Below are 23900 nucleotides of genomic sequence, written 5' to 3'. Positions count from 1 at the left end.
ACCAGTTCCAGAGAAGAACAATATGAATGTCGTCGTCGTAGAATCTCCTGCCAAAGCCAAGACGATCAATAAGTATCTTGGCTCGGGCTATAAGGTTCTTGCATCCTTTGGCCACGTCAGAGACCTTCCTGCCAAGGACGGATCGGTGCTGCCCGACCAGGATTTCGAAATGTCCTGGGAGGTCGATAGCGCGTCCGCCAAGCGCATGAAGGATATTGCCGATGCGGTAAAATCCTCCGACGGCCTCTTTCTGGCAACCGACCCGGATCGCGAAGGGGAAGCCATTTCCTGGCATGTTCTCGATCTTTTGAAGAAGAAGCGGGTTCTCGGCGACAAGCCGGTGAAGCGCGTCGTCTTCAACGCCATCACCAAGAAAGCGGTGCTGGACGCGATGGCGAACCCACGCGACATCGATGTGCCGCTGGTGGACGCCTATCTCGCCCGCCGAGCGCTCGACTATCTCGTCGGCTTCAACCTCTCTCCGGTTCTGTGGCGCAAGCTGCCGGGTGCACGTTCGGCCGGCCGGGTGCAGTCCGTGGCGCTGCGTCTCGTCTGCGATCGCGAATCCGAAATCGAGCGTTTCGTTTCCGAAGAATACTGGAACATCAGTGCACTTTTGAAGACACCGCGCGGTGACGAGTTCGAGGCCAGGCTGGTTTCGGCCGATGGCAAGCGATTGCAGAACCGCGCCATCAAGACCGGCGACGATGCGAACCGGCTGAAAGCGCTGCTCGAAGGCGCGACCTATGTGGTGGATAGCGTTGAGGCGAAACCCGTCAAACGCAATCCCAGCCCTCCCTTTACGACCTCGACGCTGCAGCAGGCGGCTTCTTCGCGGATGGGCTTCGGCGCCTCGCGCACCATGCAGGTGGCGCAGAAGCTTTATGAAGGCATCGATATCGGCGGCGAGACCGTCGGTCTGATCACCTATATGCGTACCGACGGCGTGCAGATGGCCCCTGAAGCCATAGATGCCGCCCGCAAGGCCATTGGCGAGCAGTTCGGTGACCGTTACGTGCCGGAAAAAGCGCGTTTCTACTCTACCAAGGCCAAAAATGCGCAGGAAGCGCACGAGGCGATCCGCCCGACCGATTTCAACCGCACACCGGATCAGGTGAAGCGTTACCTCGATGCCGACCAGCTGCGCCTTTACGAGCTGATCTGGAAACGCGGTATTGCGAGCCAGATGGCGTCAGCCGAAATCGAGCGCACGACGGTTGAAATTCTCGCCAGCAACGGCGGCGAGAAGGCTGGCCTGCGCGCCGTTGGCTCCGTCATCCGCTTCGACGGCTTTATCGCCGCTTATACCGACCAGAAGGAAGATGGCGAGCAGAGCGACGATGGTGACGACGAAGGCCGTCTGCCGCCGATCAATGAGCGCGACAACCTCGCCAAGCAGAAGATCAATGCCAGCCAGCACTTCACCGAGCCGCCGCCGCGTTACTCGGAAGCGTCTCTGATCAAGAAGATGGAAGAACTCGGCATCGGCCGCCCTTCCACCTATGCGGCAACGCTGAAGACGCTGAGCGACCGCGAATATATCGTCATCGACAAGCGCAAGCTGGTGCCGCATTCGCGTGGCCGGCTGGTGACGGCTTTCCTCGAAAGCTTCTTCACCAAATACGTCGAGTATGATTTCACCGCCGCCCTTGAAGAAAAGCTCGACCGCATTTCCGCCGGCGAACTGGACTGGAAGCAGGTTCTTCGCGATTTCTGGAAGGATTTCTTTGCGCAGATCGAAGATACCAAGGAACTGCGCGTCACCAACGTGCTGGATGCGCTGAACGAGGTTCTGGCGCCGCTGGTGTTCCCGAAGCGCGAGGATGGTTCCGATCCGCGCATCTGTCAGGTTTGCGGCACCGGCAATCTGTCGCTGAAGCTCGGCAAATACGGTGCCTTTGTGGGTTGCTCGAACTACCCTGAGTGCAACTATACCCGCCAGCTGACCTCCGATGGCGCGGAAGCCGAAGCCGCTGCTCTCAACGAGCCGAAGGCGCTGGGCGCTGATCCCATGACCGGCGAGGAGCTGACGCTGCGCTCCGGCCGTTTCGGGCCCTATATCCAGCGCGGTGACGGCAAGGAAGCCAAGCGCTCCTCGCTGCCGAAGGGCTGGAAGCCTGAGGATATCGATCACGAAAAGGCGTTGGCGCTCATCAACCTGCCGCGCGATATAGGCAAGCATCCGGAAACCGGCAAGATGATCTCGGCTGGTCTCGGCCGTTACGGACCTTTCCTGCTGCATGATGGTTCCTATGCGAACTTGGAGAGTATCGAGGACGTCTTCTCGATCGGCCTCAACCGCGCCGTGACCGTGATTGCTGAAAAGCAGAGCAAGGGTCCGGGACGCGGCCGTAGCGGCACGCCCGCTGCTCTCAAGGAGTTGGGCGACCACCCTGATGGCGGCCCGATCACCGTTCGTGACGGGCGCTACGGCGCCTATGTGAACTGGGGCAAGGTCAACGCCACCATTCCCAAGGGGCAGGATCCGGCATCCGTGACGCTGGACGAGGCGCTCGTGTTGATCGCCGAGCGCATTGCCAAGACCGGCACCGGCGGCAAGTCCGCCAAGGCCAAGAAAACAACCGCCAAGAAGGCCGATGGTGACGCCGCTGCAAAGCCGAAGGCGACCAAGGCCAAGGCGGCAACAAAGAGCAAGACGGCCGCCAAGCCGAAGGCAGCGGCCAAACCCAAGAAGGCAGCAGAGTGAGCAAAGCGCCGCGTCAGAGACAGGGTTCCGCCAGCGACGGTTTCGGACGCACCGGGCGCGGCAAGCGGGTGAGCGAAGGTGAAGGCATCATCCACGGCGAGGTGCCTTCGCGCGAAGTGCTGCTGAAATTCATCGCAGATCATCCGCAACAGGCTTCCAAACGCGAAATTGCCAAGGCTTTCGGGCTGAAGGGTGAGAACCGCGTTGTCCTCAAGGCGCTGCTGAAGGAACTTGAAGTCGACGGCATGGTGCACAAGAGCCGCAAGTCGCTTACGCGACCGGGCGGCCTGCCGCCCGTAACGGTTCTCGACATCACGACCCGCGACAAGGACGGCGAGCTGATCGGCCGCCCGGCGGAATGGCCTGAGGATTTGGGCGCAGCGCCGGCTGTGCTGATCCGCCAGTCCTCGCAGGACCGTGGCAAGAAGGCCCCGGCCGCCGGTCTCGGCGACCGTATTCTCGCGAAAATCTTCCCCTCGAAGGAAAGCACCGGTCCCGCCTACACCGCCCGCGTCGTCAAGCTGATCGACCGCCGCCAGAATGCACTGCTCGGCGTGTTCAAGGAGACGCCCGGCGGCGGCGGACGGCTGATGCCAATCGATCGCCGCGGCGAGGAAATGGTCATCGATCCTGATGGCGTCGGCGATGCCAAGGATGGCGATCTGATCGAGGTCGAAACCTCGCGCAACAGCGGTCGTTACGGCCTGACGCGTGCCAAGGTTCTCTCGGTCATCGGCTCCGTCGCCTCGGAAAAGGCGATCTCGATGATCGCAATCCACGCCCACGGCATCCCGCATATATTCCCGCAGAATGTTCTTGCCGAAGCGGATGCGGCCAAGGCAGCGACGATGTCCCACCGCGAGGACTGGCGCGACCTGCCGCTCATCACGATCGATCCGGCCGATGCCAAGGATCACGACGATGCGGTCTATGCCGAACCGGACACATCGCCCGACAATCCCGATGGTGTCATCGTCACCGTCGCCATTGCAGATGTCTCCTGGTATGTTCGGTCGGGTTCGCCACTGGACCGCGAGGCGCTGAAACGCGGCAACTCCGTTTATTTCCCGGATCGCGTCGTACCGATGCTGCCGGAGCGTATTTCCAACGATCTCTGCTCGCTGAAGGAAGGGGTCGACCGCCCTGCCCTTGCGGTGCGGATGACCTTCTCGAAGGAAGGCCGCAAGGCCGGCCATACCTTCCATCGGATCATGATGAAGAGCGCCGCCAAGCTCTCCTACCAGCAGGCACAGGCAGCGATCGACGGCAAGCCCGACGACAAGACCGGACCGCTGCTGGAGCCGATCCTGAAGCCCCTGTGGCACGCTTATGAGGTGATGAAGCGAGGCCGTGACCGGCGCCAGCCGCTGGAACTCGACATGCCCGAGCGGAAGATCAAGCTTCGCCCTGACGGCACGGTCGACTCCGTGGTCATTCCCGAACGTCTCGATGCGCATAAGCTGATCGAAGAAATGATGATCCAGGCAAATGTCGCCGCCGCCGAGACGCTGGAAAAAAAGAAACAGCCGCTGGTTTACCGTGTCCACGATGCGCCCACGCTTTCCAAGCAGGAGGTGCTGCGCGAATTTCTCGGCACGATCGGCATCTCCATGGCCAAGGGTGCGGCCATGCGCGCCAATTCCTTCAACGGCATTCTGGCACGCGCTCTCGACACGCCGCACCAGATCATGGTCAACGAGATGGTGCTGCGCAGCCAGAGCCAGGCTATTTACAGCCCCGAAAATATCGGCCATTTCGGCCTGAACCTCATGAAATATGCCCATTTCACCTCGCCGATCCGCCGGTATGCCGACCTCATCGTGCATCGCGCGCTGGTGGGCTCTCTGGGGCTCGGTGAAGGCGGCATCACGCCACAGGAAGAAGCGACACTCGACGATATCGCCGCTGAAATCTCGACCTTCGAGCGCCGCGCCATGGCAGCAGAGCGCGACACCGTCAACCGCCTGATCGCGCATCATCTTTCCGAGCGGGTCGGCGAGGAATTCGAGGGCCGGGTCGGCGGTGTCACCAAGGCGGGACTATTTGTCGCGCTTCCGCAGTTTGGCGCTGATGGTTTCGTTCCTATATCTACACTCGGAACGGATTATTTCCTGTATGACGAAGCCCATCAGGCTCTCACGGGGGAAAAGACCGGTCTTGGTTATCAGCTTGGCGACACGGTGCAGGTAAGGCTCGCGGAAGCGGTGCCGCTGGCGGGTGCGCTCAGATTCGATATGCTGAGTCCCGGGCGGAAGATGCCGGTGGGCGTGCGCTCGTTCCACAAGGCCGGACGGCGGACAGCACGGGCTGCCGCCAAGCCCGGAACACGGCCGCCGAGAAGGCGACGATAACAAAGCCGCCTCAGCGGTTGAACGGACGGGAAGGACTTAAGGATGAGTGCACATCAGGGCTCGGAGACAGTTACCTTCGGAGACGATAGCGCCGAGCGGCCGCTTGGCCGGTCCATCATGCGCGGCATGGCCAATCGCTGCCCGGCCTGTGGCAGCGGCCGCCTCTTCCGCGCCTGGCTGAAGCCGGTGGACGCCTGCGCGGCCTGCGGCGAGGAAATGCACCATCATCGGTCGGACGACCTGCCACCCTATATCTCCATCGTCATCATCGGCCACATCGCGGTCGGCGGCTTCATGATGACGGACATGGTTCTAAACATTCCCATGTGGGCTCATTTCGCCATCTGGGTACCGATCACAATTCTGGCCGCGCTTCTGACGCTGCAGCCCATCAAGGGCGGCGTCATCGGTCTGCAATGGGCGCTGCGCATGCATGGCTTCGACGGGAAAAAACCGCAGATACAGATAGACGGCTCCTCGCACTGACGCGCGCGGGTCTTGTACATGCCCCGGCATTCCACCAAGGCGGAAGCGGCAAGCGCGCCATTGCGGCCGCGCGATGCCGCCTCCCTCATTCTGTTCGACCGATCCGGCCCGACGACACGGGTGCTGATGGGCCAGCGCAGCAGCGCCCACGTCTTCATGCCCGGCACTTATGTCTTTCCAGGCGGCAAACGCGACCCGCGCGACCATGCGCTGCCCTTTTCCGGCGATCTGCATCCCGCTGTCCTTGACAGCCTGACGGCGTCGGCTTCGCGGCGCCTGAGCGTCGCCGGGGCAAGGGCGCTGGCGCTTGCCGCCGCGCGCGAACTTGTGGAGGAAACCGGGGTCGAGCTTGGGCCGGCCACTGAAGGTCCGGACCTCTCCTGTTTTCGCTATGTGGCGCGCGCCATCACACCGCCCGGCAATGTCAGGCGTTACGACACGCGATTCTTTTGCTGTTATGCCGACGAATTGCGGCTGGATATCCGGCTAACCCGGGATTCCGAAGAGCTTCACAACGTGCAATGGCTTGACATGACAGACCTTTCCGGTCTGAACATGCCGAAAATCACGCGTACGGTTCTCGAAGATGTCACAAATTTCATGATAGGTGATCCCTCACTGCCCTATGAAAGCCCCGCGCGGCTTTATGTCACGCGCCACGGCCGGTTCATTCGAGACTTTGTATAAAGGCCGTCATGTCACAAATGAAATGCGAAGAAGCGGATGCCATTCACTGGCCCTCACTGATCGCCGCCATTTCCGCCATCAGTGCGGTCGGCGTCGCCATCGGCCTTGGCCTGCCGCTCCTGTCGATCATCCTTGAGAAACGTGGCATATCCTCCACCATGATCGGGGTGAACTCGGCCATGGCCGGCGTCGCGGCCATGATGGCGGCCCCGGTGACCACCAAGATCGCCCATGATTTTGGCGTGGCCCGTACCATGTTGTTTGCGGTTTTCATCTCCGCGCTGAGCGCGCTCGGCTTTTATTTCGCCGATGCTTTCTGGATGTGGTTTCCGCTGCGAATCGTCTTCCATGGCGCAACCACCACGCTGTTCATCCTCTCCGAATACTGGATCAACATGACGGCGCCGCCGAAGAAGCGCGGTATGGTTCTCGGCATCTACGCCACCGGACTTGCGGTCGGTTTTGCCGTTGGTCCGCTTCTGTTTTCGGCGGTTGGCAGCGAAGGCATCCTGCCTTTCCTCGTCGGGGCGGCAATCATATTGCTTGCGGCAATTCCCATCTTCATGGCGCGTGGTGAGAGCCCGGAACTGGACGAGCGGCCCAACCACCATTTCGTCCGTTATGTCTGGCTGGTGCCGATGGCATCAGCCGCCGCTTTCGTCTTCGGCTCGGTACAGGCAGGCGGCCTTTCGCTGTTTCCGATCTATGCCACCAGAGAAGGCTTCAACGAATCGCAGGCGGCCCTTCTCCTTACCGTGATGGGCATTGGCAACATGGTCTTCCAGATACCGATCGGCCTGCTTTCTGACAGGATGAAAGACCGGCGGACGATGCTGGGCCTGATGGCCCTTGCCGGCGTCTGCGGCACGCTGGCCCTGCCTTTCCTGGTGGAAAGCTGGATCCTGGTGGCGGCACTGCTGCTGTTCTGGGGCGGCCTCGTTTCCGGCATGTATACGGTCGGCCTCACCCATCTCGGGTCGCGTCTGAAGGGTGCCGACCTGGTGGCCGCAAATGCCGCCTTCATCTTCTGTTACGCCATTGGTACGATCGCGGGGCCGCAGGCCGTGGGCATTTCCATGGATGTCGCCGGAACCGACGGCTTCGCCTGGTCGCTGGCGGTATTTTTCGGGCTCTACGTGGTCCTTTATGCCGTCCGTTTTGTTTTCCGGGCAAAACAGGCTTGACTTTTCAGGCGCGATACGTAGTTTCGCGCCAGATTTAGCCGAGGTGAGAAGCGCCTGCGGCTTCTCTTTTGTTTAAAGGCAGGACGACCATGGCGAAAGCTACAACAATCAAGATCAAGCTGCTGTCGACAGCCGACACCGGTACCTTCTACGTCACCACCAAGAACAGCCGTACGTTCACGGACAAGATGACGAAGACGAAGTACGACCCGGTTGTACGCAAGCACGTCGAATTCAAGGAAACCAAGATCAAGTAATTTCTTGATCGGTGTTCCGGCAAAAGCGCGCCCCCACGGGCGCGTTTTTTGTTTATGCGGATACAGGCCATTCGCTCAGCAGAATGCCCTGTCGACACGGCTTCACGCCTGGCCGGCTGCCCCACCTGATTCTCTCCGGCGCGCCGGCGACAACATATGTTGCAGGTTTGATACCACTGCGCCCGTCAGCGGCCACAGGCCGTCCGATTGCACGGCGGGGCAACGGAAATCGCCGACGGCTACCCCTACGATGCGGAACGTGATTGTAAGAGAAAGCGACGGCGTGTCGACTTCACGGCGTTGGGAATGCCGCCGATCTTTTCAAAGCGAGCGATGCTCCAACGCATCAAGCAGGGAATAAGGCGGCCGGCCAACGATGCGTTACGGCACGAGGAACCGAATCGAACATCGTCAGCCGACCGACCCCACGATTCAGGAGATGCGGCGGACCTGAGCATCATGGGGCATTCAAACTACGCAAAACCAGCCCCTGACAAGCGAAACCGCAGCGGCACACGCCGCTCTCATTCCATCATCAAAAGACGGAAGAACCGCCGGAAGAACTGTTACTCTCAATAAGGAGTGTGCGCAGAAGTAAAATAAAAATCAACAAATTCTTAAGCCAGCGACAAGTCACCTGAAAAACATGGTTAAATATACAACGCTGGCACACTATAGTTTTTCACGGGATTGAATTCAATATATTTTTCAACTTGAAATCTAGTTGCCTCGCGCGATTTCGCCTTTTCATTGCATGAAGTTAAAATACAGGCGAAGTCAGGGACTTGGCTCCGAAAGACCGGACTTTCCTTTGCCGTTTTCTTGAGACGTCCGAAATTATTTTGGACGGCGGTGCAATTCTCCCGCACCGCTACTTCGTAAAGCCGTTCAGGCGGCCGCCGATACGACGCGGTTTCGGCCGGCGTGTTTAGCCTCGTAAAGCGCCCTGTCAGCCTGCCTCAGCAGTTCGTCCGGCGTTCCAAAGGCGCCGCTGCCGGATGCTATGCCGAGCGATGCCGTGATGCTCAGTTCACGATCGATGGAACGGACGTAGAAAGGCTTGTCTTCCACGATCGTCCGCAGGCGTTCGGCAACGCTCGCAGCAAGCTCTATCGGCGTGTCCGGCATGACGACGACAAATTCCTCGCCGCCGTAGCGGCAGGCGAGATCGGCGCCGCGGACCGTGCTGCGGATGCGTGCCGCAAATTCCCGCAGGACTTCGTCACCCACATCATGACCATAGGTATCATTGACCAGCTTGAAGCGGTCTATATCGGTCATGCAGATGGAGATCGGGCGGCCGCGGACAGCGGCGCGGTCGAAGAGTATCTTGAGATGATTGTCGAGATAACGACGATTGTTGAGGCCGGTCAGGCCGTCAACGATGGCGAGCTCCATGGTGTGCTGGAGATTGAGCCGCAGATGTTCATTGTAGCGTTTGCGCCTGATCTGCGTCAGCGATCGGGCAACGAGTTCGTTGGGATCGATCGGACGAAGGATGTAATCGTTGACGCCGAGATCCAGCGCGCGCGCCACCATGTCGTCGGCCCCCTGCTCCGCCACGAGGAGCAACGGAAGGAAACGGGTCCGCTCCAGCGAGCGAAGCTGCGAGCACAGTCTCAGCGGATCGTAATCTTCGAAATTCGAATTGACGATGACAAGCTCGAAGGGATTGCCTGTCGCCTTGAGCAGGGCCGCCTGCGGCTCCGTGACGGCATCCACCTCTGCCACCGGCTTCAGCGCCCGAACGATGCGCTCCTGCGAGCTGGCGCGGCCATCCGCAACCAGAATCCGGCCCGGCGTCTGCATCAGCCCATCGCTGCGCAGCATCTCTTCGATGCCAATCTGACGGGCCGCTTCAGCGCGCACGCGCAATTCGTCGCTAACGGCCTTCAGGCGCACCAGGCTTTTGACGCGGGCGATCAACTGCAGGTCATTGACCGGCTTGGTCAGGAAATCATCGGCTCCAGCCTTCAGACCCCGCACGCGGTCCGAGGGCTGATCCAGCGCCGTGACCATCACAACGGGGATATGCGCCGTATCCGGATCGGCTTTCAGTCTTTCGCAGACTTCGAAACCATCCATGCCCGGCATCATGATATCGAGGAGGATGATATCGACCTGCTCTTTATCGCAGATGGCAAGCGCCTTGAAGCCATCCTCGGCGGTAACGACATCGAAATACTCCGCCACCAGCCGGGCTTCGAGAAGCTTCACATTGGCCGGAATATCGTCAACAACCAGAACTCTCGCCGTCATAACCGTTCCCCAGTCGCCTCACGCATCGCCCAGATAAGTCTTGATGACTTCAATGAACTTCGGGACGGAAATCGGCTTCGACACATAGGCCTCGCATCCACCCTGGCGAATGCGCTCCTCGTCTCCCTTCATGGCGAAAGCGGTGACCGCGATGACCGGAATGACATGCAGCTCGTCATCTTCCTTCAGCCACTTCGTCACCTCCAGCCCCGAAACCTCCGGCAGCTGGATATCCATGAGGATCAGATCCGGCCGGTGCTTGCGGGCGAGATCGAGCGCTTCCATGCCGTTGCGTGTCTGGATCGTCGTATAACCAGACGCCTCGATCAGGTCGCGAAAGAGCTTCATGTTCAGCTCATTGTCTTCGACTATCATGACCTGCTTGGGCATGGTGAGCAGTCCCCGTTTCGCTTTGAAACCTTCACCCAGACATATAAGTTGGCTGAGAACCGATTCCATCGTCCATTTGTTGCGCAAGGCTAGAGGGATTTGGTTTCAAAATAGGTAACTTCAGGTGAGAAATGCTGCGCGATACAAAAAACAAAGGCAATGCCAGCCAGGATCCGCAAGAAACGGCGGCCGCCATACTTGGCTGGCTGGCAGACGAGCCGGAAATGTTGGGACGCTTTCTGGCGTTGAGCGGATTACAGGCCAATATGCTGCGCCAGGCCGTCAGCGATCCAGGTTTTCTGGCGGGACTCACCGATTTCCTGATGAGCCACGAACCCGATCTCATGGCGTTCTGCGCCGCGACTGACACTTCGCCCGAAACGGTGGCTGCGGCCTGGCACCACTTTTCCGGACCCGGGCTGGATTCGGGTGTGTATTAAGGGAAGAGCCCTTGAGCCGTTGTTACAACCGGAGTATGGTCGGCGACGTTCTGGTTTTGTTTTCGGCCCATGTCCACGTCGCATCCTTATGATCCCGGTTTTTGCCGCGACTGTCTGGTCGGCCAGCCAGAGGGGCTGAGACGTTGCCGTGCCTGCGGGAGCCCGCGGCTTGTCTATCACGCCGAACTCTACGGTCTGAGCATCGCCCATATCGATTGCGATGCCTTTTATGCCTCCGTTGAAAAGCGGGATAATCCGGAACTGGCCGATAAACCTGTCATCATTGGCGGCGGCAAGCGCGGGGTGGTTTCCACGGCCTGTTATATTGCCCGTATTCAGGGCGTGCGCTCCGCCATGCCCATGTTCAAGGCGCTTGAAGCCTGTCCCGACGCCGTGGTCATCAAACCTGACATGGAGAAATACAGTCGTGTCGGGCGCGAAATCAGGGCGATGATGCAGGAGTTGACGCCGCTGGTGCAGCCGCTTTCCATAGACGAGGCGTTTCTCGATCTTTCAGGCACCGAGAAGTTGCATCACGATCCACCGGCGCGCGTGCTGGCGAAATTTGTCCGGCGCGTGGAAAAGGAAGTGGGGGTGACGGTTTCAGCCGGGCTTTCCTACTGTAAATTTCTCGCCAAGGTCGCGTCCGACCTGCAAAAGCCCCGCGGCTTTTCCGTGATTGGCGAAGCGGAAGCGCTGTCGTTTCTTGCGGCGCGGCCGGTCACGACCATATGGGGCGTGGGCAAGGCCTTCGCGGCGACGCTGGAGGCCGACGGCATCCGCATGATCGCACAGCTGCAGGAGATGCAGGAAAGCGAGCTGATGCGCCGTTATGGCGTGATGGGCCAGCGGCTCTTCCGGCTGTCGCGCGGCATTGACGAGCGGCATGTGCACAATAACGACCCTGCCAAAAGCGTCTCCTCCGAAACCACCTTCTTCAACGATATTTCCCGCCATGAGGACCTTGTGCCGATCCTGCGGTCGCTCTCGGAAAAAGTCGCCTGGAGGCTCAAGAAAAATGGCATTGCCGGCCATACGGTTGTCTTGAAAATGAAGACGGCCGACTTCAGGATTCGCACCCGTAATCGCAAGCTGGACGACCCCACGCAGCTTGCCGACCGAATTTTCCGCACCGGCCTCTCATTGCTCGAAAAGGAAACCGACGGCACGAAATTTCGCCTCCTTGGCATCGGCGTCAGCGATCTGCGCGATGCCGGCCTTGCCGATCCTCCCGATCTCGTCGACAGACAGGCGGGGCGCCGGGCCGCGGCGGAAGCGGCAATGGACAAGCTGCGCGACAGGTTCGGCAAGGGCAGCGTCGAGACCGGCTATACGTTTGGCTCGCGGAAATAACCGAACCCGTTAAGCCCTTCGGCCGACATATCGGCGCATCGATCTCCCGAACTATTTATTTTAGATTTTACACAAATTAGTGATAGCGCGGCAGCGCCGCCCTTAAACTTCATTAAACTTAGCGTGGTTGAGTGAGGGAAGTTTTGTGCATGTGGTGTATTGCGTCATGTCCCTTCGCCTCCGTCTTATGGCCGGCATGCTGTCGGCCAGCATTCTCGCCTTTCCGGCGCTCGCCGCTGACAGCAGGTCCCTCCAGATACTTGTATCGAAAAGTGACCAGTCGCTCGCGCTTTATGAAAATGGTGAAATCATCGCCACCTCCAAAGTCTCGACCGGCAAGGCCGGGCATGAGACACCGAGCGGCATATTCTCCATTCTAGAGAAGCGGAAATACCACGAGTCGAATATCTATTCGGCCGCCCCCATGCCGTTCATGCAGCGACTGACCTGGTCCGGCATCGCGCTGCACGAGGGCAAGGTGCCGAACTATCCGGCTTCCCACGGCTGTGTGCGCCTGCCTTCCAAATTCGCGAAGTCACTCTTCGGTGATACGCGTACAGGGGTGCATGTCATCATCACCGACCGCCCGGTCTCGCTGCGCTTTGTGCAACATCCGGCGCTGTTTTCGCCGCGTGACGACGCAGATGACGGCAAGCTGCTTCTGTCGGATGTAGAGTTGCGGCCCGCGAGCTTCGATGCGGCTCTGGGCGCGGTCGAAGTCGCCGTCAATGAAAAAACCCAGGCGATCAAATCGACGGCGAAGGCGAGAGAGCCTTCACCGCTGCGCATTCTCATCACAAGGCGTGGCGAGCGGGAAAGGGTAATGGATATTCAGACCGTGCTTACCCGTCTCGGCTTCGATGCCGGTTCGGCCGACGGTTATGCCGGGGAGATGACAATCAGCGCCATCAACGGTTTCAAGCGGTGGAAGGGGCTGAAAACGTCAGGGCCCCTTCTGACCGACGCTTTCGTGGCGGCGCTTTATGCCTCCGCCGGTGAAGACCACCCGCCAACCGGGCAGATCATGGTGCGGCAGGACTTCAAGCCGCTTTTTGAGGCCGCCATCGACATCAAGGACCCGGAAGTCGCGCTCGGAACCCATTTTTTCGAGGCGGTGTCCGTGGATCGCGCTGCCGGAACCGCGGAATGGAACGGCGTAACGCTCGACAATCATCTGCCAGCCGCTGCCCGCAAGCGGCTCGGCATCACCGTTACCGAAGCGCCCGGCGGTTTCGACCAGTTGAGTGCCGTGCTCAGCCGTCTCGACATTCCGCAGGACATACGCTCCCGGATTGAGCAGGAACTTTCAAGCGGAAGCTCCATCACCGTTTCCGACCTCAGTCACCAGATGGAGACAGGAACGGGAACGGACTTCATCACCGTGACGAAGGAAGGGCCGGTCTGAGCGAGGCGCGAAGGCGCTGCGCCTCACACCAGCTCCACATCAACGACACCGGGGGCTGACCGAAGAGCAGCGGCTATTTCAGGCGAAATACGGTATTTCTCCGTCAGTTCGACCTCGATCTCGCGGCTGCCCTCATCCTTGATAACGATGAAATAGACCGAGCCGTCACCCCTGGTGTTGAGGTGGCGGGCAACCGTTTTCAGCGGGCCGGAATCACGCACATAAACACGCAGTGCCTTCTGCATCTGCACGGATTTTTCTTCCAGCGACTGCGCCGTCTGGATGCGCAGACCGATACCTTCAGGGCGCTCTTCCGCCTGCACCGTGATCACCAACGACTTGCCGACCTCAAGCAGGTCGCGGTACTGGCCGAGACCTTCGGAAAACAATACCGCCTCATATTGCCCTGAAGCATCCGAGAAGGTGACGATACCCATCTTGTTGCCGGTGCGCGTCTTTCGCTCCTGTTTGCCGGTAACGGTGCCGGCAAGACGCCCGGCAGTCGCTCCCTGTTTCACAGCAGCGGAAAAATCGGCGAAATTCTGCACGCGCAATTTTTCCAGTACGGGGCGATAGGTATCCAGCGGGTGGGCCGTGAGGTAGAAACCGAGAACCTGATATTCGCGCAGCAGCTTTTCCGAGGCAAGCCAGGGCTGGAAGGCAGGAAGCACCAGCTTTTCCGGGCCATTGCCGCCGCCCGAGCCGAACATGTCCGACTGGCCGATGGTTCGGTTGTTCTGCGCCATCTGGGCATAACCGATGATACGGTCCAGCCCGCCGATCAGCTCTGCGCGGTCGCGGCCGAAACAATCGAAAGCACCGGCATTGATGAGACTTTCGAGCACACGCCGGTTGATCTGTTTGGGGTCGATGCGCAGGCAGAAATCCTCGAGGCTCGTGAACGGCTTGTCGCCGCGGATCGCGACGATATGTTCGACCGCTCCTTCGCCAACACCCTTGATGGCAGCCAACGAATAATAAATGCGGTTCTCGCCCGTTTCGAACTGGCGGAACGAGGTCTGGACGGACGGCGCGACGATTTCAATGCCGAGACGACCGGCGTCCTGACGGAAATCGTTGAGCTTTTCCGTATTGGCCATATCGAGCGTCATGGAGGCCGCCAGGAACTCCACCGGATAATGCGCCTTCATATAGGCCGTCTGGTAGGAGACGATCGCGTAGGCCGCGGCATGGCTCTTGTTGAAGCCGTAATTGGCAAATTTTGCGAGAAGATCGAAGATGGTGTCGGCCTGCGGTTTCGAGACACCGTTCTTGATGGCGCCATCAACGAAGCGCTCGCGCTGCTTGTCCATTTCCTCCTTGATCTTCTTACCCATGGCGCGGCGCAGAAGATCGGCTTCGCCAAGCGAATAACCCGACAGAACCTGGGCGATCTGCATCACCTGTTCCTGATAAACGATAACGCCCTGTGTTTCCTTCAGCAGATGGTCGATGGTCGGGTGGATCGATTCCAGCTCTTCTTCGCCATGTTTGCGGGCGTTATAAACGGGGATGTTTTCCATCGGGCCGGGACGATATAGTGCCACCAGAGCAATGATATCCTCGATGCAGTCCGGCCGCATGCCGATCAGCGCCTTGCGCATGCCGGCACTTTCCACCTGGAACACGCCGATGGTCTCACCGCGCGACAGCATTTCATACGTCTTGGCGTCATCGAGCGGGATGGCGGCGAGATCCACCTTGATGCCGCGCTTGGCGACAAAATCGACGGCTACCTTCAGCACCGTCAGCGTTTTCAGGCCAAGAAAGTCGAATTTGACGAGGCCGGCGCTTTCAACCCATTTCATGTTGAACTGGGTGACCGGCATATCGGACCGCGGATCGCGATACATCGGCACCAGCTTCGACAGCGGGCGGTCGCCGATGACGATACCGGCAGCATGGGTTGAGGCGTGGCGATAAAGCCCCTCGATCTTCTGGGCGATATCCAGCAGGCGGGCGACAACAGGCTCCCTGTCCGCTTCTTCCTGCAGGCGCGGCTCCTCCTCGATCGCCTTCGAAAGCGGCGTCGGGTTGGCCGGGTTGTTGGGCACCAGCTTGCAGATCTTGTCCACCTGCCCGTAGGGCATTTCCAGCACGCGGCCGACGTCGCGCAGGGCCGCGCGCGCCTGGAGCGAACCGAAGGTGATGATCTGCGCCACCTGCTCGCGGCCGTATTTGGCCTGAACGTAGCGGATCACTTCTTCGCGACGATCCTGGCAGAAATCGATGTCGAAGTCGGGCATCGACACGCGTTCAGGATTAAGGAAGCGTTCGAACAGCAGTGAGAAACGCAGCGGATCGACATCGGTAATCGTCAGCGCATAAGCGACGAGCGAACCCGCGCCCGAACCACGGCCCGGTCCGACCGGGATATCGTGCTGCTTGGCCCATTTGATGAAGTCGGCAACGATCAGGAAATAACCGGGGAACTTCATGCGCGAGATGACGCCGAGTTCGAAATCGAGCCGCTCGCGATAATCCTGTTCCGTATAACCGGGCGCCATACCGAGCGCGGCAAGGCGCTGATCCAGCCCCTCCACCGCCTGACGCCGAAGCTCTTCCGCTTCGGCGCGTTCCGCCGCCTCAGGATCATCGCTGGCGCCGGTGAAACGTGGCAGGATAGGCCCGCGCTTCTTCAGCACATAAGAACAGCGCAACGCAATCTCGACGGTATTGTCCAGCGCCTCCGGCAGGTCTGCAAACAACGCCGTCATTTCCTCCCGACTTTTGAGGTAATGGTCGGGCGTCAGGCGAAAGCGGCTGTCGTCCGAAACAATGGCATTATGCGCCACCGCCATCAACGCGTCATGCGCTTCGTAGTCGGCCTTTGACGGGAAGAACGCCTCGTTTGTGGCAACCAGCGGAATATCATGGTCATAAGCGAGGCCGATCATACGCCGCTCATGCGAACGGTCATACCCGGACTGACGCTGCAATTCGATATAAAGCCGGTCACCGAAGAGTGACTTCAGTGTCAGCAGCCGTTCCTTCGCCTGGGCGGCATGACCCTCCTTCAAGGCCATATCCACCGGGCCGCCGGAAGCGCCGGTCAGCGCGATTAGGCCCGCATTTGAGTCCTCTTCCAGCCATGCGCGGGTAATGTGCACGGAATGGCCACTCCCCTCGCCCTCAAGATAGGCACGGCTCACAAGATCCACCAGCCGCTCATACCCTTCGGCATTGGCGGCGAGAAGAACGATAGCGGGAAGTTTCTGAAGGTGGCTGTTGTGGTTGCGGCGATCCTCCGCCGCATCCTGCATGTCGATCGACAGCTGGCAGCCGATGATGGGCTGCAAACCCTCATCCCGCGCCTTTTCGGAAAACTCCAGCGCGACGAAGAGGTTGTTGGTATCTGTAATGGCAATGGCCGGCTGGCCGTCTGAAACGGCCTTGGACATGATTTTCTTGAGGGGCAGAGCCCCTTCAAGCAGGGAGTAAGCGGAATGAACCCGAAGATGAACGAAACCCGGGGTGTTCAGGTTTTCGTCAGAGGTTTCTGCCCGCACAACCGTATCGCCCATATCATCATCCTGTCATTCTGAATCACGGGGGCGATTTTCCGATTTCCGGCGCTTGATGTCCACCGCTTTGCGATGTCCATACAGGCTTCTGCGCCGGTATCTTCTTCACAGCGCGGTGAGGATTACCGAAAAGCTGGCAACGAAGACAGCAATGGAGGTGAAAGCGGCAACGTCACGGATGAAATCAGTCATTGGTCTCTCCTTACTCGTTATGTTCCAATTTTGTTCTCATTTCGTTCGATTGTCAACAGGGTTCTGCTGATGTTCTCCTTGCCAACGTGGCAGAATCGCTTTCGGTTCCCGCTTCCAAAACCGCAAGCCGCTGACTCCAAAGCGAAAAACCCGGAAGAAAAATCCTCCGGGTTCAAAAAATGAAACTTGGAAAAATCCCTGCTCGCGGCAGCCAAGCGGCTAGCCTCCGTCAAGAGCGCATCCGATCCCCCGCCTTGCTCGCCGTTCGGGGTCGGTGGATGGCGGGACAGGCTCGGTCAGGTCATAAATCGACGATCTTGCCCTCGGCGAGCGTTACGCGGCGATCCATCCGGCCGGCGAGCTCGTGGTTATGCGTCGCGATCAGCGCTGCGAGGCCGGACTGGCGAACCAGCGCCTCCAGTGCGTCGAAGACATAAGAGGCGGTCTCTGGATCGAGATTGCCAGTCGGCTCGTCCGCCAGCAGCAGGAGCGGTGCATTGGCGACGGCGCGGGCAATGGCAACGCGCTGCTGTTCACCCCCGGAGAGCTCGGCCGGACGGTGTTCGCCACGATGCCCCACCCGCATGTAATCCAGAAGCGCGCTCGCGCGTTTACGCGCCTCCGCCTGTGACAGGCCGGCGATGAGCTGCGGCATCATCACGTTCTCAACTGCCGAAAACTCGGGTAGCAGATGGTGGAACTGATAAACGAAGCCGATGTCGCTGCGGCGGATCGCCGTGCGCGTCTCATCCGGCAGGCCGTTGCAGGGCGCGTCGTTGATATAGACTTCGCCGGCGTCTGGATGTTCGAGAAGCCCGGCGAGATGCAACAGGGTGGATTTGCCGGTACCGGAGGGGGCGACCAGCGCCACCATCTCACCGCTCTTCAACTGAAAATCCGCCTTGCGCAGAATGGAAAGCGACGTCTCGCCCTGACCATAGGTTCTCTCGACGCCGGTAAGCCGCAGCACTGTTTTTTTTGCCATATTGCGAAGCGGTCCTTATTCGTAACGCAGGGCCTGCACCGGATCGAGCTTGGAAGCACGCCAGGCCGGGAAGATCGTTGCCAGGAAAGAGAGCGTCAGGGCCATGATGACGACGGTGATGGTTTCACCAACATCCATTTCGGCCGGAAGCTGGCTGAGGAAATAGAGCTGCGGATCAAACAGCACCGTTCCTGATATCCAGGAGAAGAACTGGCGGATGGATTCGACATTGAGGCAGACGATGACGCCAAGCGCCACGCCAGCGAAGGTGCCGACCGTGCCGATCGCCGCGCCGGTCATGAAAAAGATGCGCATGACGGCACCTGAGCTTGCGCCCATGGTGCGCAGAATGGCGATATCGCTGCCCTTGTCCTTTACCAGCATGATCAGGCCGGAAATGATGTTGAGCGCCGCCACAAGAACGATGAGGGTCAGGATCATGAACATCACGTTCCGCTCCACCTGCAGGGCGGAAAAGAAGGTCTGGTTCCGCTGCCGCCAGTCGACGATGTAGATCTGCCGTTCCGCCGCCTGCTCCACCAGCGGGCGGATGCCATCGACGTCGTCCGGGCGGCTGACATAAAGCTCAATGGATCCGACACGCCCTTCCGTATTGAAATAGAGCTGCGCCTCGGAGAGCGGCATGTAGATCATAGAGGCGTCATATTCGGACATGCCGATCTCAAAGACACCGGAAATCTTGTAGGATTTCACGCGGGGATTGACACCCATCGGCGTCACATCACCTTCCGGTGATATGAGAGTGATATCGTCACCAGCCGTTACACCCAGTTGCGATGCGAGCCTGGAACCGACGAGGACGCCGTCTCCGGCCATAAAGCCAACGAGATCGCCGGTCTTGATGTTGGTCGCTACTTCCTTGACCTTGTCGATGTCTTCCTGGCGCACGCCGCGCACCAGCGCGCCGGAGCCCGCGCCACCGCGGCCGGAGGCAAGCGTCTGGCCTTCCACCAGCGGCAAGGCCATGGTAACGCCGGGGACGGCGGCGAACTTCTTCGCCAGTTCATCGTAATTATTCAAGGGCTGGTCGATCGCATTAACGATCATGTGGCCGTTGATGCCAAGAATGCGGGAGATCAGTTCCGTGCGGAAACCGTTCATGACGGCCATGACGATGATGAGCGTCGCTACGCCCAGCATAATGCCGACAAAGGAAAAACCGGCAATGACGGAAATGAAGGCTTCCTTGCGCCGCGAGCGCAGGTAACGCCAGGCCACCATACGTTCAAAAGCGGAAAACGGCCGGGCGGTCTTTGCCCCGGCGGAAACAGCCGCACCCTTTTCAGCTTCGGCTTGTGCCATGTCGTCTCCCTGATCTCAAACTGCAAGGCCGGTCTTTTCCTAAAACCGGCCCCTCTTTCTGCGGCTGTGCGACGAAACCGGAGCGGACTTCTGGTGAAGCCGCTCCGATTTCCGCTCGCTTAGCCGAGCACCCTGTTCATCGCCGCCTCGATCGTCACGGTTTCCCGTTCGCCGGTCTTGCGATCCTTGACTTCGACTTCGCCATTCGCGACCGAACGTGGGCCGACGATGATCTGCAGCGGCACGCCAATTAGATCGGCAGTGGCGAATTTCTGGCCTGCACGGTCGTCCGTATCGTCGTAGAGAACATCCTTGCCGGCGTTGGAGAGCGAATAATACAGCTTTTCGCAAGCAGCATCGCAGGCCGCGTCTCCAGCCTTCATGTTGATGATCACGACGTCGAAAGGAGCGACCGAAGCCGGCCAGATGATTCCGTTCTCGTCATGCGATGCTTCAATGATGGCGGGAACAAGGCGTGTCGGGCCGATGCCATAGGAACCCATGTGGACAGGATGTTCCTTGCCATCCTTGCCCTGCACTTTCGCGCCCATCGGTTCGGAATATTTGGTGCCGAAATAGAAGATGTGGCCGACTTCGATGCCGCGTGCCGAAAGGCGCTCGCCCTCGGGAATGGCGTCATAGGCGGCCTCGTCATGCATCTCGGAGGTGGCGGCGTAATCGGCTGTCCATTCGTCAAACACGCCCTGCAACGCTGCAACATCATCGAAATCGGTGTTTTCGGCGGGAATGGCGCGGTCCAGGAAGCTCTTGTGGCAGAAGACTTCGGATTCGCCGGTATCAGCGAGAATGATGAATTCATGGCTGTGGTTGCCGCCGATCGGACCTGTATCGGCACGCATGGGAATAGCGCGCAGGCCGAGACGTTCGAACGTGCGCAGGTAAGCCACAAACATCTTGTTATAGGAATGGATCGCGTCTTCCTTGGTCAGGTCAAAGGAATAGGCGTCCTTCATCAGGAATTCGCGCGAGCGCATCGTGCCGAAGCGGGGACGCACCTCGTCGCGGAACTTCAACTGAATATGATAGAGGTTCAGCGGCAGGTTCTTGTAGGACTTCACATAGGAACGGAAGATGTCGGTGATCATCTCCTCATTGGTGGGGCCGTAGAGCATCTGACGATCCTGGCGGTCCTTGATGCGCAGCATCTCCTTGCCGTAGTCGTCGTAACGGCCGCTTTCCTGCCAGAGTTCCGCGGATTGCAGGGTCGGCATCAGAAGCTCGATGGCGCCTGCGCGGTTCTGCTCCTCGCGGATAATCTTGTTGACCTTGTCCAGCACACGCTTGCCCAGCGGCAGCCAGGAATAAATGCCAGCCGACTGCTGCCGGATCATGCCGGCGCGCAGCATGAGACGGTGAGAAACGATTTCCGCTTCCTTGGGGTTTTCCTTCAGGATGGGCATGAAATAACGGCTGAGACGCATGACGGCTTCCATTGATGCGGACGATAGCGCGCGAAGCTGCGGGAATCGCCCCGAATAGAGGGATATTGGCGCCGGATATAGCCGTTTCCGGGGCGGATGAAAACCCGCCATGAAAAGAGCGTTTAATGGGCATTTCGTTGTATTTTCGCGATAGCTAATTCGCGCCAAAACGCTTTGGCCGAAATATTATTCTTGATCGGGTGCGACAAAATGCATCACAGGGAATTTTTTGCCGACTGTAACAAATATGCAAAAAATGAGATGACAAGGCTGGGGGTTTGAGCTAGCTTTAGCTTACAAAAGAGGCAGGAAGTTTAAATTCTTGTCATTTTCGCGGTCAGTCTTGGGAGGATCAGATCTTAGGCGCGCTCGTTCGCAGCCCCGGTAACGGTTACAGATCACGCGAAAACTGGAAAACAAGGCTGAAAGGCCTTGTTTTTTTTTGCCCTGGCAAATTGCCCCGCTCGCTTCGTCATTCCGCAGAGCTCCGCGATGAATCGAGATCAGCAAGCTCCTGCTGTGTGCACGATAGATATGACATCCATATGACAGTGTTTGGCCGGATTGATGGCAGACTGCCCGATGCTTAGGCAGTTCCGGGGTTCGTTCTCGGGCCGACCCGTCAAGACGCGACTGGGGCGGATACCGCCCCGCTGTCTTTAGTCGAAAACGGGAATAATTCTCGGCAGATCATCAAGGCTGACACCGAACCACCAGGTTCCGCCATACCATAGGCCACAGATCAAAGCCGAGATCAGGGTCGTCCACAGAACGATCCGCCCGCCCTTGAAGCGGGAGGGTGCGCTGGCGACCGTGCCCAGTGCGACATCTCCGTCTTCATCCTGGGTGCGCAGGCCAATCGGCAACACGATGAAAAGCACCGTCCACCAGACGATGAAATAAACGGCGAAGGCCGAAAGAAGCGGCATGTGATCCTCCTGCGCAATGGGCTTCTTGTAACGCATTCATCTGCAGATCGGAATCACTTCTCCGCAAGAAATCCTAAAAGAAAAAGAGAAGAGCCGCGCTTTGCGGCGCGGCTCAGAAATCAGCGAGGAAGAGACAGGCGGAAGGCCAATCGGCCGGACGGCCGGCTCAGACCTTGGTTACGAAAACCGTCACGATCGGCTTCTTGCCCCAGCTCTGGTTGGCGGCGGCGCGTACGGCGCGACGCACGGCTTCACGCAGCAGTTCCAGATCCTTGCGGCGGGCGCGCGGAATGCTCTCGACGGCGCCGAGCACTGCGTCATAAAGCGTGTCCTCCATCGCCTCATCTTCATCATCGAATTCCGGCAGGCCGAAAGGCACGACATCGGGATCGCCGAGGAAGTCGTAACGGCTGTCCAGCACAACATTGACGGCGACGTGGCCGGCGAAGGAGAGCTTGCGGCGATTGCTGATGCCCATCTCGTCCATGTCACCGACGAGATTGCCGTCCTTGAAGACGCGGCCATGCGGCACGTCATCGATTACTTCCGCCGGGCCGGGTGCGAGGCGCAGAACGTTGCCGTTGCGCACCTTCGGCACCTGCGAAATGCCGGCCTGTTCGGCCAGTTCCTTCTGCGCCACCAGATGCGCCGCTTCGCCGTGCACAGGCACGACGATCTGCGGCTTCGTCCATTCATACATCTTCAGAAGCTCGTTACGGCGCGGATGGCCGGAGACGTGAACGAGCGCCTCATTGTCGGTGACGATGTGGACGCCCTGTTCGATCAAGCCGTTCTTGATATCGATGATCGCCTTTTCGTTGCCTGGGATTGCGCGTGACGAAAAGACGACCGTATCGCCGGAGGCGAGCGCCACATTACGCATCTCATCACGGGAAAGCTTGGCGAGTGCTGCGCGCGGTTCCCCCTGCGAACCCGTCAGGATCAGCACCACACGATCACGCGGAATATAACCGAATTCATCTTCAGCGAGGAACGGCTTGATGCCTTCCATAATGCCGAGGTCCTGCGACACGTTGACGACACGCTTCAGCGACGAGCCGAGCAGCAGCACTTCACGACCGGCAGCCTCAGCCGCCTGCGCGATCGAGCGGATGCGCCCGACATTGGAGGAGAAGGTGGTAACGGCCACGCGGCCTTCGGCATTTTCGATGATCTGGCGCAGACCTTCCGAAACCTCATGCTCGGAAGGCGATACACCATCACGCACGGAGTTCGTGCTGTCGCACATCAGCGCCAGCACGCCCTCTTTACCGATGGCGCGGAAGCGGGCTTCATCCGTCAACGGCCCAAGTGAAGGCGCCTCATCGATTTTCCAGTCACCGGTATGGATGACATTACCGAGCGGTGTGCGGATGACCAGCGACATCGGTTCGGGGATGGAGTGATTGACGCCAACCGCTTCGATTTCGAAGGGGCCAACATTGATGCGGTCACCCGCCTTGAACGGCGTGATCGGAATTTCCGCGCGGCTGCCCTCATAAGCGCGCTTCGCCTCCAGCATGCCGGCGGTGAAGGCAGACGCATAGACCGGCACGTTGAGGCCGGGCCAGAGATCGTTCAGCGCACCATAGTGGTCTTCATGCGCGTGGGTGATGATGATGCCCTTGAGGTTCTTTTTCTGCGCCTCGATATAGCTGATATCGGGCAGCACGAGATCGACACCAGGCAGATCGAGACCGGCAAAGGTCACGCCGCAATCCACCATGATCCACTGGCGCTTGCTCGCCGGCCCGTAGCCGTAAAGCGCCAGATTCATGCCGATTTCACCCACGCCGCCAAGCGGCACAAAAACCAGTTCGTCCTGTTGAGCCATTGTTTTTCTTATCCATTCAAAAAAGCGCGCAGGACGGCATCACGCCGCGCCATGCCGCTGCTATCAGCATCGGACCTGTTGAACCATCTGATCGACCGGGCCGATGCGGAGCCGGTTTGTCACCCTGCATTTCATGAGCTGCAGGAAAGCTC

18 protein-coding genes are annotated in these 23900 nt (G+C 59.3%); 10 read left to right on the top strand and 8 right to left on the bottom strand.

Annotation, left to right across the window (positions count from 1 at the left end):
- Window positions 1-22 precede the first annotated feature (22 nt).
- The 6 genes from topA to rpmG all read left to right on the top strand — a co-directional run bounded on the left by topA (window position 23) and on the right by rpmG (window position 7672).
- Window positions 23-2707, top strand: a complete 2685-nt coding sequence (gene topA / locus ACZ47E_RS04615; protein ID WP_278067388.1) for a type I DNA topoisomerase — start codon at window positions 23-25, stop codon at window positions 2705-2707.
- A complete protein-coding gene (gene rnr, locus ACZ47E_RS04610; protein WP_037089085.1) occupies window positions 2704-5058 on the top strand; it encodes a ribonuclease R in 2355 nt (784 codons plus the stop codon). Before topA ends, rnr begins: the two co-directional genes overlap by 4 nt.
- A gap of 42 nt (window positions 5059-5100) precedes the next feature.
- Complete coding sequence (locus tag ACZ47E_RS04605) at window positions 5101-5544, top strand: DUF983 domain-containing protein (RefSeq protein ID WP_004441365.1); 444 nt, start codon at window positions 5101-5103, stop codon at window positions 5542-5544.
- 18 nt (window positions 5545-5562) lie between these two features.
- A complete protein-coding gene (locus ACZ47E_RS04600; protein WP_022556046.1) occupies window positions 5563-6231 on the top strand; it encodes an NUDIX hydrolase in 669 nt (222 codons plus the stop codon).
- 17 nt (window positions 6232-6248) lie between these two features.
- Complete coding sequence (locus ACZ47E_RS04595; RefSeq protein ID WP_006698003.1) at window positions 6249-7415, top strand: MFS transporter; 1167 nt, start codon at window positions 6249-6251, stop codon at window positions 7413-7415.
- Window positions 7416-7504: 89 nt separating this feature from the next.
- Window positions 7505-7672 (top strand): 50S ribosomal protein L33, encoded by a 168-nt coding sequence (gene rpmG, locus ACZ47E_RS04590; RefSeq protein WP_003496403.1) that lies wholly within the window; start codon window positions 7505-7507, stop codon window positions 7670-7672.
- Between the two features lie 888 nt (window positions 7673-8560).
- Here rpmG and ACZ47E_RS04585 read toward each other — a convergent pair.
- Complete coding sequence (locus ACZ47E_RS04585; protein WP_278067386.1) at window positions 8561-9931, bottom strand: PleD family two-component system response regulator; 1371 nt, start codon at window positions 9929-9931, stop codon at window positions 8561-8563.
- Between the two features lie 18 nt (window positions 9932-9949).
- Entirely contained in the window at window positions 9950-10321 is a 372-nt protein-coding gene (locus tag ACZ47E_RS04580; RefSeq protein WP_003521498.1) for a response regulator, read from the bottom strand.
- Between the two features lie 131 nt (window positions 10322-10452).
- Here ACZ47E_RS04580 and ACZ47E_RS04575 point away from each other — a divergent pair, with 131 nt between their 5' ends.
- The 3 genes from ACZ47E_RS04575 (at window position 10453) to ACZ47E_RS04565 (ending at window position 13519) form a co-directional block, all read left to right on the top strand.
- Complete coding sequence (locus ACZ47E_RS04575; RefSeq protein WP_278067385.1) at window positions 10453-10761, top strand: DUF3572 domain-containing protein; 309 nt, start codon at window positions 10453-10455, stop codon at window positions 10759-10761.
- A gap of 69 nt (window positions 10762-10830) precedes the next feature.
- The gene (locus ACZ47E_RS04570; RefSeq protein WP_137068629.1) at window positions 10831-12114 is read left to right on the top strand and encodes a DNA polymerase IV; all 1284 of its coding nucleotides are present in this window, start codon (window positions 10831-10833) and stop codon (window positions 12112-12114) included.
- A 166-nt stretch (window positions 12115-12280) separates the two neighbouring features.
- Window positions 12281-13519: a L,D-transpeptidase family protein gene (locus ACZ47E_RS04565; protein WP_278067384.1), complete on the top strand. Its 1239-nt coding sequence runs from the start codon at window positions 12281-12283 to the stop codon at window positions 13517-13519.
- A gap of 23 nt (window positions 13520-13542) precedes the next feature.
- Here the strand turns inward: ACZ47E_RS04565 and dnaE are convergent, their stop codons facing one another.
- Complete coding sequence (dnaE, locus tag ACZ47E_RS04560; protein ID WP_220329831.1) at window positions 13543-17043, bottom strand: DNA polymerase III subunit alpha; 3501 nt, start codon at window positions 17041-17043, stop codon at window positions 13543-13545.
- 72 nt (window positions 17044-17115) lie between these two features.
- On the opposite strand from dnaE, the gene ACZ47E_RS04555 reads away from it, so the two are divergent.
- A complete protein-coding gene (locus tag ACZ47E_RS04555) occupies window positions 17116-17418 on the top strand; it encodes a hypothetical protein (RefSeq protein WP_278067383.1) in 303 nt (100 codons plus the stop codon).
- Between the two features lie 118 nt (window positions 17419-17536).
- On the opposite strand, the gene ACZ47E_RS04550 is transcribed toward ACZ47E_RS04555, so the two are convergent.
- From ACZ47E_RS04550 to ACZ47E_RS04530, 5 genes are all read right to left on the bottom strand, one after another.
- The gene (locus ACZ47E_RS04550) at window positions 17537-18220 is read right to left on the bottom strand and encodes an ABC transporter ATP-binding protein (RefSeq protein ID WP_464016902.1); all 684 of its coding nucleotides are present in this window, start codon (window positions 18218-18220) and stop codon (window positions 17537-17539) included.
- A gap of 15 nt (window positions 18221-18235) precedes the next feature.
- A complete protein-coding gene (locus ACZ47E_RS04545) occupies window positions 18236-19543 on the bottom strand; it encodes a lipoprotein-releasing ABC transporter permease subunit (RefSeq protein ID WP_037089082.1) in 1308 nt (435 codons plus the stop codon).
- A gap of 119 nt (window positions 19544-19662) precedes the next feature.
- Entirely contained in the window at window positions 19663-20985 is a 1323-nt protein-coding gene (gene proS, locus ACZ47E_RS04540; protein ID WP_184285431.1) for a proline--tRNA ligase, read from the bottom strand.
- A 659-nt stretch (window positions 20986-21644) separates the two neighbouring features.
- A complete protein-coding gene (locus ACZ47E_RS04535) occupies window positions 21645-21950 on the bottom strand; it encodes a DUF1467 family protein (protein ID WP_006697998.1) in 306 nt (101 codons plus the stop codon).
- 130 nt (window positions 21951-22080) lie between these two features.
- The gene (locus tag ACZ47E_RS04530; RefSeq protein ID WP_022556037.1) at window positions 22081-23748 is read right to left on the bottom strand and encodes a ribonuclease J; all 1668 of its coding nucleotides are present in this window, start codon (window positions 23746-23748) and stop codon (window positions 22081-22083) included.
- Between the last annotated feature and the right edge of the window lie 152 nt (window positions 23749-23900).

Source organism: Agrobacterium sp. 5Ca39, from assembly GCF_055382365.1.
This window is presented reverse-complemented; position numbering and strand designations above follow the sequence as displayed.

Excerpts from the sequence above, each read along its gene's own strand:
- topA (WP_278067388.1), top strand. The coding sequence starts at position 23 with ATGAATGTCGTCGTCGTAGAATCTCCTGCCAAAGCCAAGACGATCAAT.
- ACZ47E_RS04605 (WP_004441365.1), top strand. The coding sequence starts at position 5,101 with ATGAGTGCACATCAGGGCTCGGAGACAGTTACCTTCGGAGACGATAGC.
- ACZ47E_RS04545 (WP_037089082.1), bottom strand. The coding sequence starts at position 19,543 with ATGGCACAAGCCGAAGCTGAAAAGGGTGCGGCTGTTTCCGCCGGGGCA.
- ACZ47E_RS04580 (WP_003521498.1), bottom strand. The coding sequence starts at position 10,321 with ATGCCCAAGCAGGTCATGATAGTCGAAGACAATGAGCTGAACATGAAG.
- proS (WP_184285431.1), bottom strand. The coding sequence starts at position 20,985 with ATGCGTCTCAGCCGTTATTTCATGCCCATCCTGAAGGAAAACCCCAAG.
- ACZ47E_RS04555 (WP_278067383.1), top strand. The coding sequence starts at position 17,116 with ATGTCCATACAGGCTTCTGCGCCGGTATCTTCTTCACAGCGCGGTGAG.
- dnaE (WP_220329831.1), bottom strand. The coding sequence starts at position 17,043 with ATGGGCGATACGGTTGTGCGGGCAGAAACCTCTGACGAAAACCTGAAC.
- ACZ47E_RS04600 (WP_022556046.1), top strand. The coding sequence starts at position 5,563 with ATGCCCCGGCATTCCACCAAGGCGGAAGCGGCAAGCGCGCCATTGCGG.
- ACZ47E_RS04565 (WP_278067384.1), top strand. The coding sequence starts at position 12,281 with ATGTCCCTTCGCCTCCGTCTTATGGCCGGCATGCTGTCGGCCAGCATT.
- ACZ47E_RS04550 (WP_464016902.1), bottom strand. The coding sequence starts at position 18,220 with ATGGCAAAAAAAACAGTGCTGCGGCTTACCGGCGTCGAGAGAACCTAT.
- rpmG (WP_003496403.1), top strand. The coding sequence starts at position 7,505 with ATGGCGAAAGCTACAACAATCAAGATCAAGCTGCTGTCGACAGCCGAC.
- ACZ47E_RS04570 (WP_137068629.1), top strand. The coding sequence starts at position 10,831 with ATGTCCACGTCGCATCCTTATGATCCCGGTTTTTGCCGCGACTGTCTG.
- ACZ47E_RS04535 (WP_006697998.1), bottom strand. The coding sequence starts at position 21,950 with ATGCGTTACAAGAAGCCCATTGCGCAGGAGGATCACATGCCGCTTCTT.
- ACZ47E_RS04530 (WP_022556037.1), bottom strand. The coding sequence starts at position 23,748 with ATGGCTCAACAGGACGAACTGGTTTTTGTGCCGCTTGGCGGCGTGGGT.
- ACZ47E_RS04595 (WP_006698003.1), top strand. The coding sequence starts at position 6,249 with ATGAAATGCGAAGAAGCGGATGCCATTCACTGGCCCTCACTGATCGCC.
- ACZ47E_RS04585 (WP_278067386.1), bottom strand. The coding sequence starts at position 9,931 with ATGACGGCGAGAGTTCTGGTTGTTGACGATATTCCGGCCAATGTGAAG.
- ACZ47E_RS04575 (WP_278067385.1), top strand. The coding sequence starts at position 10,453 with ATGCTGCGCGATACAAAAAACAAAGGCAATGCCAGCCAGGATCCGCAA.